The 9056-nt window shown below is 54.4% G+C and carries 13 protein-coding genes; 5 read left to right on the top strand and 8 right to left on the bottom strand.

Annotation, left to right across the window (positions count from 1 at the left end; translation table 11 throughout):
- Positions 1 to 3 precede the first annotated feature (3 nt).
- Positions 4 to 267, bottom strand: coding sequence for a helix-turn-helix transcriptional regulator (locus tag EII30_RS03045; protein ID WP_124885855.1), 264 nt, complete (start codon positions 265 to 267; stop codon positions 4 to 6).
- A gap of 135 nt (positions 268 to 402) precedes the next feature.
- On the opposite strand from EII30_RS03045, the gene EII30_RS03040 reads away from it, so the two are divergent.
- The 4 genes from EII30_RS03040 (at position 403) to EII30_RS03025 (ending at position 3664) form a co-directional block, all read left to right on the top strand.
- A complete protein-coding gene (locus EII30_RS03040) occupies positions 403 to 753 on the top strand; it encodes a helix-turn-helix transcriptional regulator (protein ID WP_158608643.1) in 351 nt (116 codons plus the stop codon).
- Positions 754 to 767: 14 nt separating this feature from the next.
- Positions 768 to 1268: an ImmA/IrrE family metallo-endopeptidase gene (locus EII30_RS09170; RefSeq protein WP_124885853.1), complete on the top strand. Its 501-nt coding sequence runs from the start codon at positions 768 to 770 to the stop codon at positions 1266 to 1268.
- A 124-nt stretch (positions 1269 to 1392) separates the two neighbouring features.
- On the top strand, positions 1393 to 2394 hold the full coding sequence (locus EII30_RS03030) for a P63C domain-containing protein (RefSeq protein WP_124885852.1): 1002 nt from the start codon (positions 1393 to 1395) through the stop codon (positions 2392 to 2394).
- 40 nt (positions 2395 to 2434) lie between these two features.
- The gene (locus tag EII30_RS03025; protein ID WP_158608641.1) at positions 2435 to 3664 is read left to right on the top strand and encodes a site-specific integrase; all 1230 of its coding nucleotides are present in this window, start codon (positions 2435 to 2437) and stop codon (positions 3662 to 3664) included.
- A 593-nt stretch (positions 3665 to 4257) separates the two neighbouring features.
- Here EII30_RS03025 and EII30_RS03020 read toward each other — a convergent pair.
- The 4 genes from EII30_RS03020 to EII30_RS03005 all read right to left on the bottom strand — a co-directional run bounded on the left by EII30_RS03020 (position 4258) and on the right by EII30_RS03005 (position 6139).
- Entirely contained in the window at positions 4258 to 4494 is a 237-nt protein-coding gene (locus EII30_RS03020; RefSeq protein ID WP_124885850.1) for a holin, read from the bottom strand.
- Complete coding sequence (locus EII30_RS03015) at positions 4487 to 4837, bottom strand: hypothetical protein (RefSeq protein ID WP_124885849.1); 351 nt, start codon at positions 4835 to 4837, stop codon at positions 4487 to 4489. Before EII30_RS03015 ends, EII30_RS03020 begins: the two co-directional genes overlap by 8 nt.
- Complete coding sequence (locus EII30_RS03010) at positions 4797 to 5270, bottom strand: hypothetical protein (RefSeq protein ID WP_124885848.1); 474 nt, start codon at positions 5268 to 5270, stop codon at positions 4797 to 4799. The genes EII30_RS03015 and EII30_RS03010 overlap by 41 nt, the downstream gene beginning before the upstream one ends.
- A gap of 104 nt (positions 5271 to 5374) precedes the next feature.
- Complete coding sequence (locus EII30_RS03005; RefSeq protein ID WP_124885847.1) at positions 5375 to 6139, bottom strand: hypothetical protein; 765 nt, start codon at positions 6137 to 6139, stop codon at positions 5375 to 5377.
- Between the two features lie 62 nt (positions 6140 to 6201).
- Between EII30_RS03005 and EII30_RS03000 the strand changes: the two genes are divergently transcribed.
- Entirely contained in the window at positions 6202 to 6840 is a 639-nt protein-coding gene (locus EII30_RS03000; RefSeq protein WP_124885846.1) for a hypothetical protein, read from the top strand.
- On the opposite strand, the gene EII30_RS02995 is transcribed toward EII30_RS03000, so the two are convergent.
- The 3 genes from EII30_RS02995 to EII30_RS02985 are packed head-to-tail and all read right to left on the bottom strand — an operon-like array spanning position 6837 to position 9038.
- The gene (locus EII30_RS02995) at positions 6837 to 7352 is read right to left on the bottom strand and encodes a hypothetical protein (protein WP_124885845.1); all 516 of its coding nucleotides are present in this window, start codon (positions 7350 to 7352) and stop codon (positions 6837 to 6839) included. The genes EII30_RS03000 and EII30_RS02995 overlap by 4 nt on opposite strands.
- Before the next feature lie 23 nt (positions 7353 to 7375).
- The gene (locus EII30_RS02990; protein ID WP_124885844.1) at positions 7376 to 7987 is read right to left on the bottom strand and encodes a hypothetical protein; all 612 of its coding nucleotides are present in this window, start codon (positions 7985 to 7987) and stop codon (positions 7376 to 7378) included.
- Complete coding sequence (locus EII30_RS02985) at positions 7977 to 9038, bottom strand: hypothetical protein (RefSeq protein ID WP_124885843.1); 1062 nt, start codon at positions 9036 to 9038, stop codon at positions 7977 to 7979. Before EII30_RS02985 ends, EII30_RS02990 begins: the two co-directional genes overlap by 11 nt.
- Positions 9039 to 9056 lie beyond the last annotated feature (18 nt).

Here is a 9056-nt window from a genome sequence, read left to right as displayed (position 1 = left end):
TGGTTATGTGGCATGAGCTGCATACCTCTGACCCGTACCGGCTTGATTGGGACTAGGCGAGAAATGCCACACATTTTGTCCACTTACCCCTGAAGCACTCATTCCAAAAGTGTCGGCAAGGTTATACAGTTCCCCAACGGTGAACTCTGTATGCCCGTTCATCTTTTTGGAGAGTGACACACGAGACAAACCGAGCAGGTCAGCTAGCTGGAACATTCGCATGTTTTTTCTAGCTAGCTCAACCTTTATGGCTGTCACCAGATCCATGACCTTCTCCTATGTTGGTTATTAGCAACACTTTTAGATTAGTGGCTAATTAGCCACAATGCAAATTAGGGAGTTCTTTACGGCGTGTTGCTAATGAGATACAATGAGGTTATGGGAGCTAAACCGTTACAAGTAATGCCAATCGACACAGCACTTACGCAGATAATCAAGTCGCTTCTTGACGACCTCAACATCTCACTGCGAGCGCTCAGTAGGCAAAGCGACATTGAAATATCCAGGCTTTCTCGCTGCATGAGGGGACATCATGCCTTTGTGGTTAGTGAGGTTGAGCGTGTCGCGGCGGTTTTTGACATGTCCGCTTCTGAGCTTGTCGCCGAGGCTGAGCAGCTTCTCGCGCTGCAGGGTGGAGCTACGGAACTTCTGGACGCTACCCAGTCAGATTATGAGCTTGTGGCTAAACCGTTGTCGCCGGATACCGCCGCCGCTGTCGAGTATTGGGATACGCTCGGCGAGGAACCACAGTAAGTGCAAGGGTGTCCATGCTGTGGACACCCTTGGGATGTACGCGGCGAGCGCCTAAAGGGTATACACAATCTACACCCCTGCCCGCTGTTAGTACCAAAACGTCCCACACACCTGTTACCCTCCCCAATATGCACACACACCTACACGACTATGCAGACCAGCTAGGCGTAACAATCACCCACGCAACCCTACTAGAACAAGGCAAAGAAGCAGACTACAACCACGCAACCCGAACAATCAGAATAGACCCCCGACTCCCACCCACACACTACCTGTGGGCGCTAGCACACGAACTCGGGCACGCCCACTACGGGCACACCACAAACACGCCCCGCAACGAACACAAAGCCGACAAACACGCACTAACCCTACTCATAAACCCCAGCGACTACATCACCGCCGAAACCGAAGCAGACGGCAACCCCGAACACACAGCAGCACTCCTAGGTATACCCCTACACGCACTATACCTCTATCAGCAGCGGCTCACACAAAACCGTGCAGACAGTGGCTAAAACACGCAATACACCCTAGGCGACACGCTCCCACTAAAACAGCCCTTTAATGTACGCATACCCCCCAATTATGCTAACATTATCCCCAGTTTGTTAGCATTTTTGCATAAAAAAGGTAGGCGACATGAATAACAGATCAAACGGTGGTAAAAAACGAGCCGAAAACCTATCAGCAGAACAACGCAGCCTAGCCGCAAAACACGCAGCTACAGCGCGCTGGAAGCAAGAACCCCTACTAAAAACAGTTAGCGGCTCCCCAGACCGACCGCTGCGAATAGGCGATGTAGAAATAGAATGCTACGTACTAGAAGACGGAACACGAGTAATCACACAAAGCGGAATGTTAGAAGCGTTAGGGCGCAGTCGCAGACTGAACAAAACTCCAGACGCAGACATGTCGCTGCCCCCAATCCTAAGAACCTCCGCTATTCGCCCCTACCTTTCAGAGGAACTAATTAAAGACGCTGAACCAATCCGGTTTATAACCAATACAAACGCTCGTGCCAACGGCTACCGCGCCGAAGTACTCCCGCTATGGTGTGAAGCATGGCTAGCCGCCAGAGAAAATGGTGCACTCGCACCAAACCAATCTCATGCCGCAAAAGCGGCAGAAGTAATTATGCGAGGCTTAGCGCGGGTTGGCATTATCGCGCTTATCGACGAGGTTACAGGCTACCAAGAGAAGCGTGCACGTGACGCTCTCGCCCAAATCCTTGAAGCTTATGTTGAGAAAGAGTTACAGCCCTGGGTTAAAACATTCGATACTGAATGGTACAAAGAGTTGTTCAGACTGCGTGGGCTTAAATTCGATGTCAGTTCTGTTAAGAAGCCTTCTTATTTTGGGTATCTTACAAACAATATTGTTTATAAGCGTCTCGCCCCAGGCGTATTTGAAGAGATTAAGGCGGAACGAGCAAAAGATGAACGAAAGCGCAGAGCAAAAATGCACCAGCAGCTAACCCCAGAGTTCGGGCACCCAAAACTACGTGAGCATATCGCCTCTACAACCGCCATAATGAAGCTAAGCAAGAGCTGGGAGGAATTTATGAGTAACCTCGACAGAGTGCACCCCGTATATGGCTCAACTACACAGTTACCTCTTTGGGACGATGAGACGGGTCTCTAAAACAGTTACTGTCACTACCTCAAAAGCAGGCAAGCAAAAAATGGCTAAAACATGGATCACCGACCGTTGGGTGAAAACCGCAACAGCAACACTCCCCGACGGCACAACAACCCGCCTCACCCCAACCCCAGGACAACTCCGCAACCTCAAAACCCTACCCGCCCACTTTAGAACCAGCCGCTACATGATCGGCAAACGGTGGCGGCTAGAATGGATCAACCAAGACGGGCAACGCCGCAGCAAACAATACGACACCAGGAAAGAAGCCGAACAACACCGTAACGAAATCGAAAAACAGTTAAAAGCCGCAACCGCGCCAGATCGATTCATGCGGCAGTCGTTCGCACAGTTGGCTGAGATATGGTTGGCTGGTAAGGCGGGGACGCGGGCGAGCACTATTCGCCGGTATCGGCTAGAGCTTAGGAATCATGTACTGCCGCGTTGGGGTGAGGTGACGATTGACACAATCACTAGGCAGCAGATCCAAGCATGGGTAACCACGTTACAAGCGCGTGGGCTTGCAGCGCGCACAATCCAGCATATTGTGAAGAAAACATTCGGCGGCGCTATCCGGTACGCACACCAGGAGGGGTGGCTGACCAACAACCCTGTAGCGCTCGTCGCTGTCCCCCGCCCCGTAGAGCTGGAACAGCTGCCGGTGTTGTCGTATCGGGAAATAGAACAGGTCGCCGAAGCGGCAAAACAAGTTACGGGACTGCACCGCGACCGGGCGCTCGTATATGTTTTAGCGGTAACCGGGATCCGTATCGGTGAAGCGTTAGCGTTACAGACCCAACACGTTGATCTCGTGCGGCGGCGGATCCACATCACAGCTACCTGGTCGCTGGGTGCAGATAATCTGCCGGTGCTCGCCCCGCCGAAAACCGGTAAACCGCGGACGGTAGCGTTCCCTGACTTTATCACCAGCGAGCTTGCCCCGCTGCTTTTGTCGGATCCGCGCGGGTGGGTGTTCAGGAATAAAGCGAACACGAACGCGCTCAACTATTCCAACTGGGGGAATCGGGTATGGCGACCCGCACTCACGATAGCGGGTATAGACCCGGGGCGGGGGATAACGATCCATAAGCTACGGCACACCGCAGCGAGTCACGCTATCGCCGCCGGTGCTGATATTAAGGTGCTGCAGCGTATGCTTGGGCACGCGAACGCGAGTGAAACCCTCGATACTTACGGTCACCTGTTGCCTGACAGGTTAGACGAGGTTGTGGATCGTGTAGCGGAGCGGCGGGCGTTGGAGCTGGCGGGGTGAAAGTGGTCACAATTGGGTCACAATGACGTATTACCACGCATGCTACCCTATGCACTCTCGCGGGCGGCTACTTCCTAATGTTTTCTAGGGGAGTAGCCGGGTTGTGTGCCCCTATTCCACCCTATGCCGCGTCACGCTATCTAACAGGTGTGGTTGTGACCAAAAACCACCCCGCAGAGTGCAGAAAAACCGCAGAAAATCAACGAAGTTTAGGCTGTTTTGGTCGGGATGACCGGATTTGAACCGACGACCCCCTGAGAGACAGGGGGCAATATTGCATGATGTAGCAATCTGTAACAATTGATAACAAGCTGTAACATTTTCCCCGTGTTTTCTACGGCTGTAGCCGGTTTAGACAATTTCGACTTGTAGCAATCTGTAACATTCGATAACAAGCTGTAACAATCAATAACATTTGCCATGATGTCCCAAACCTGGACGGACAACATCTGTTTGAACCTGCGACCTGTGCCCTTTAAGCAGGTTTTGGGCAACAAAAAAGTGCCCCTCTTAGAGGAGCCTAGACTCCCCCAAGAGGGGCAAATGTTGTCCCGGACAACACACGCTAACTGCTACGCCTGGTGAATGTCACACTAGCCTGCGTGCTTCGGCGCCGGAACCACTGACGCGGTATTAGCGTCGCCGAGTGGAGCTGAAGCTACCGAGGTCAGTAGCGACAGCACCGCCGCGAGGCCGGAGACAGAGGCGACACCAACCCAGTCAGCGTCGAGCAGTCCCGCGGCGTTGGCGCCGAGGGTTGCGGCCGCTACCTGTGCTGCGGTCTTCACGGCACGCTCTGCAGCGTCTTTCCAAAAGCGTTTCTTAAACATTGGTTTTTCCTTTCTTCAAAAATGAGGGGCGGCGCGGCGGTGGAGGTTTCATGCCGCCCTCGATCCAGTGAAATACTGCGTCGAGCTCCTCCTGGAGTAGCCGTTTATACAGCTCTTGCTCCACTAGGCGCTTTTGCAGTTCTTCGTTCGCGCGTTCGAGTCTGCCGACACGTTCGTTCATGGCGTCGTACAAATGACGCCATTCACCGGCAGCGGCGGCGACGCTTGTAGCTACGAGCTGCCCCTTTTCGGTGCGATGGCTTTTGCTATTCCCCCAAAACACAAGCAGCGCAGGTATCACGCTAGTCAGCAGCGGCGCGGTTATCGCGAGCGCTAGTTCCACGGTTACCCCTTTCCCCCGTATCGTCGACAAGCTTCTCGAACTCGCGCGGCCAATCGAGCACGTTGGCTGCTAGCCATACCACCGCCGCGAGCCCCGCGTAGCTGATCGCGGACACCCATCCAGAGAAGTGAGCGTCCACGATCGAGGAGACCAGGAAGGTTGTGGCGAGTACGCTGTACGGGAAGATCGCGAAGCTGAAAGCCCACTTGTATAGGAGTCTTCGGCGTAACGCGGCAGCGGTTAGTGCGAGCGCGCCGGTCACCAGCAGAGTTACCCCGGGGATCCACGGTAGCACAGGGATAACCTCCACTGCCCATAGTCCACCAGGCGCTCGGTTGCTGGGATCCATGTAGCTTGCGCCAAGCGCTACCTGCGTGACACCGATTGCGGCCAGAAAATGTGCCTGTTTCGCGGTTTTAAACTTTCGAAACATTCCGCCACCCCTTCCAGTCGTGGTTTATCCTAGCCCGCTAACGCGCGCCTGTGGTAGGGCAATGTCGGCTTCGTCCAGGACGACGAAAAACGGTTGTGTCTCGGTCATCGCTTCCCCTCCCTGACTTTTGCCATGTCTTCCTCGAGCTTGCGTGCATGAGAAACGCTGATCTCAGGGAAGTCGCCTGTACCAAAAGCGGTAGCGATCTTGCTGTTGTAGACTCCGTCATTTGCTGCATACTCGTGGAAAAGCCCGCTTACAGGGTTTGTGATGATGCAGATAAGGTCGCCGCCTCTACGGTAAAAGAAGCCTGCTGTTTTCATTTCGTCCTCCTCTTGTGGATCTGTTGGGTTATTTTTTGGGGATGGTTTGCTAGGGGTATTGCCGAGTATGTGCTGCTTGGGGCGCAGTACGCCGACTATGCCGCTTGTGGGCAGTGGCCTCGACTGAACAGTATTAGGGTTCTGATCAATGCCCACATATGTGCCGTCAGACCTGACTCCGGTTTGTGCAACCGCAACATGTGTGCCCGCATACGGATAATGGCTATAGAACACAACGTCACCTCGCTGGATGTTAGCTCCAGCGTGTTTAGTGAAGATACGTGTTAGACCTGGTCTGTGATTCGGAAAGTCTGTCCAAACATAGTGCGTGGATCCATCTCTAGGCGCGTGCCCATCATTTTTAACACCCCCAAGCGCCAGCAGGTAAGACAGGAACACATCGTGACATTGCGCGCCCAAGGCTCCGTCAACATCGATGTGTTTGTCTCTGATTGCGTTAAACCACGCATCAAGATTAAAGCTCATCGTTTCTCCTTTCATAACGGTTGAGTAGCTTTTCTGTATCTGTTTGATAACAGCGGTCAAAAACCCTTTTTCAGGGCGTAGAATCAAAGAACAGACATGCAACCCCCCTTCAGGAGCCCCCAATGAACAAAAAACTTGGTGCGACCCTCGCAACCCTCTGTGTCGCCCTTGCAGTTTTAAGCGGCTGCAGCACACCGGCGGATCCACCACAGAACGATAAACAGAGCAGCGACAGCAAGAAGTCAAACGACAAGAAAAGTGACGCCAAAAAAGACACCACGAAGCAGACCGACACAGACAAACAAGACACGAGCGGCAGCAGCGGCGGCAGTAGCGGAGCAACCGGTAATGACGGAGCGACTTCAAACGCGGGGCTAAACATCGGTGATGCCGTACCAGCGGAGACGATTGCCCAGTGGATTAACGGTGATTGGTGCTATTACCTTGAATACGCGCAGCACTGTGTCACGGTCAGCTACCCGATAGCTGACACGCACTATATAAGTTGGTTTCCTGGCGGTGAGAGTAACTCTCGTGATCAGTGGCACTTAGATAATCCGGTGCTTGAAGATACGGGCTGTTATCGCGGAGAAATGCAGTCCACCGACCCACACTATCCGGGTAACGCGCGCGGTGGTTGGGCGTACTGTCCGGCAGGTGTTACTTCAGAGTACGAGCAGTACTCTGAGTACGACTACAGAGAGCTAAACCGTCTATATCTCCCCGGTTTTAACTTGCAGGCAGCCTACCGCGTTGACTAGCTAGCGTCCGCGTTATCGCCTGCTATGCCAGGCTCTGCTGGTTCGGCGGTTGCGGCCGGGGTTTCCCCGGCCGTTGCTGTATCTTCCGGGTTGTCATTTTCGCCGGCGAGCGCGCCGGGGTCAGCTGTGGGGGTGTCACCAGGCGTAGAACCGTCACCAGGCGCAAGACTGTCACCAGGCGCAAGACTGTCACCAGGCGCAGCGGTGGAGCTGCCCGCTGCTGCTGCTTGTTCTGCCAGGATTGCCTGCACCACATCGAGGATCTGCTCATCGGGGATAACCCACGACGGATCCGGGTAATCCTCAGCAGTGTATTCAGTTTCAGGTTCCGGCATTTGTGCTGCCTCGGCATCGTAGAGTTCCACCCAACCGGGTGTGACTGCGAGGCGCCACCGGTGGTCGTAGGCGAAACCGTCGGGGTCTTTCACTCCGAGGCTGGCGGCGCAGGCGGCGACTCGGCGTTGCAGCTGTGCACTGCCTTGCAGTTCGTATTGGGTGAGGTATTTACTCATTCGGGTTCTCCTCTATGTCGGGGTTATTGGTCTGCACTGATTGTGAAAGTGAGTGGCACGACCCAGCCCGCATACAGGTCGAGGGTTGTATAGTCGCCAGTACCAATCACGCCAGATGACGTGGTCAGGTACAGTTCACCGTGTGCGTGGCCGCCGCCAGCTTTTAGCGCTGAGAATGTGCCCACGAAGCTGTCTTTACTGCCGGTCACTTTCGATAGCACCTGCGCTGGCAAGGTAGCAATATGTGTTAGGGAGCCTCCGGCTTCACGGCGGGCGGCACCCTCCACGAATAATGTGCCGTTGCGGACACGGGCGCGGGGTGTATGCCCGGTGACGGTTTTCCATCCTCTCGCGAGCTTGAGATTATGCCAGCCGGTGTCGGTGCTCGGCTTTGGTTTCTTAACGGGGACTTTGCCGATCACGGTCACTTTACGGTTTTGGATTACAGTAAGCACGCGGTCGCCGGAGGTTAGTCCGTCCAAGACAGTAGCAGGTGTCCCGTGTAATGCGTCACTGTCGGCGTCGAGTTTTAGTGTGAGCGGATCCGCTGCGGTTATTCTCCCCCACCGAAGTTCGGGCTTGCTCTCCACACTGCTGCGCAGATCAGAGATGATCGTTTTCAGCTCAGCCCACATTGATGATCTCCCTCCAGTCAGCTCGACAAAGACTGTCATACGACAGGTCGAAGCTCATCCGCTGCACTGTCGCCTTAACGTTATGGCCAGAGTCGCTGAATTCGATCGCGTCATCTGGCTCTAGCGGCAGGATGGCGTGTTGTACGCTAATCTTCGCGACAGGAGTCATCCGATCTAGCAGCCGTCTTGCGGCGAGCGCGTTGGCTGCTTCTTGTGTTGCGATCTCGCTGACCTCTTCGGTCATGGTTATCCATCGTCCGCGGGCTTGGTAACTGTAGGGGCTGTTAGGGTTTTCGTTTCTTGCGATTCCTACGAGCGCGGGGGTTTTGTCATCGCCGGAGGTGGTGATGATGCATTGGTTTGGAACTGAGGAGGTATCTTGCTCGCGGGTCCATTCGCTGCTGTGTATTGCGTTGCTGCCTTGCTGGAATTTGTATTTTGGGGTTCGGGCTGAGGGTTTCGTGTATGGGGCGATGATAGTTCTGCCATAGCCGTCGGTTTTAAGGCTCCAGTAGTTTGCGGCGTCGAGGAGTTCGTTGGCTATTTTCAGTTTTGAGGTTCCGGCTGGCCACATCATGCTGCTTCGCAGGGTTGCGGTGCTGGGTGTTGCTGCGATTTGAGTGGCGCCTGCGGAGCGGACGACCTTGCTGACGGTGTCGATGATGGGTGTGCCCGCGGCGAGGGAGTATGTGGAGTCAGTGGTGTCCTCGTCGATTGCTGCGAGCGTTGAAAGGAGCGCGACTTCATAGGTTCTGCCATGCTCGTTGTGTTTCATTGTGGGTGAGCTGACCAGCATTGTGGCGACAGCCCATTCGGTGACTCCTGCGATGCCGGGGTTGTAGGTTATGCGCACACGGTGTTTCAGCCAGTCGATTTGAGTTTCGCCTGAGATTGTGAGGGTGCCGGATCCACCGAGTTTCGTTGTCGCGGACAGCTCAATGCTGCCTGAGATCACTTCGTCAAGGGAGCGAATCAAACGGTTTTTTTCGTCCAGCAGGTCGACGGTCCATGATGGGCGGCGTGCTGTCTCAAGTTTTTGTGTGATTACCATTTGGTTCGCTCCCCTAAC

It is taken from the genome of Leucobacter sp. OH1287 (assembly GCF_003859945.1).
Lineage (GTDB): Bacteria > Actinomycetota > Actinomycetes > Actinomycetales > Microbacteriaceae > Canibacter.
The sequence above is the reverse complement of the archived record's forward strand: the minus strand, read 5'-3'. Positions and strand labels throughout refer to the sequence as shown.